This is a genomic window from Dolichospermum circinale AWQC131C, from assembly GCF_000426905.1.
GTDB classification, from domain to species: Bacteria; Cyanobacteriota; Cyanobacteriia; order Cyanobacteriales; family Nostocaceae; genus Dolichospermum; species Dolichospermum circinale.
This window is the reverse complement of the sequence record NZ_KE384612.1, coordinates 1-215: the sequence shown is the minus strand read 5'-3', so window position 1 is coordinate 215 and position 215 is coordinate 1. Positions and strand designations below refer to the sequence as shown.

Below are 215 nucleotides of genomic sequence, written 5' to 3'. Positions count from 1 at the left end.
CCGATGTAACGGTGAGGATGGCAGTTTCTGTTCCTTCGACAAGGGTGTCATCAGTGACGTTCAGGTTGACCACTGCGGTGGCAGAACCTGCGGCAAAGGTGACAGTAGTAGGAATGGTTGTGTAATCTGTGCCATTGGTGGCTGTTCCGGTTAAGCTGACGTTAACCGTTAAGCTACTGGTAGTAGGACCTGTGCGGGTTAAGGTGTATTGTCCG

The 215-nt window shown here is 51.6% G+C and carries 1 protein-coding gene; it reads right to left on the bottom strand.

Annotated features, from left to right (window positions below; all coding sequences use genetic code 11):
* Positions 1–215, bottom strand: a 215-nt coding sequence (locus tag ACIR131C_RS25505) for a Calx-beta domain-containing protein (RefSeq protein WP_035371888.1), incomplete at both ends; no start/stop codon positions are given.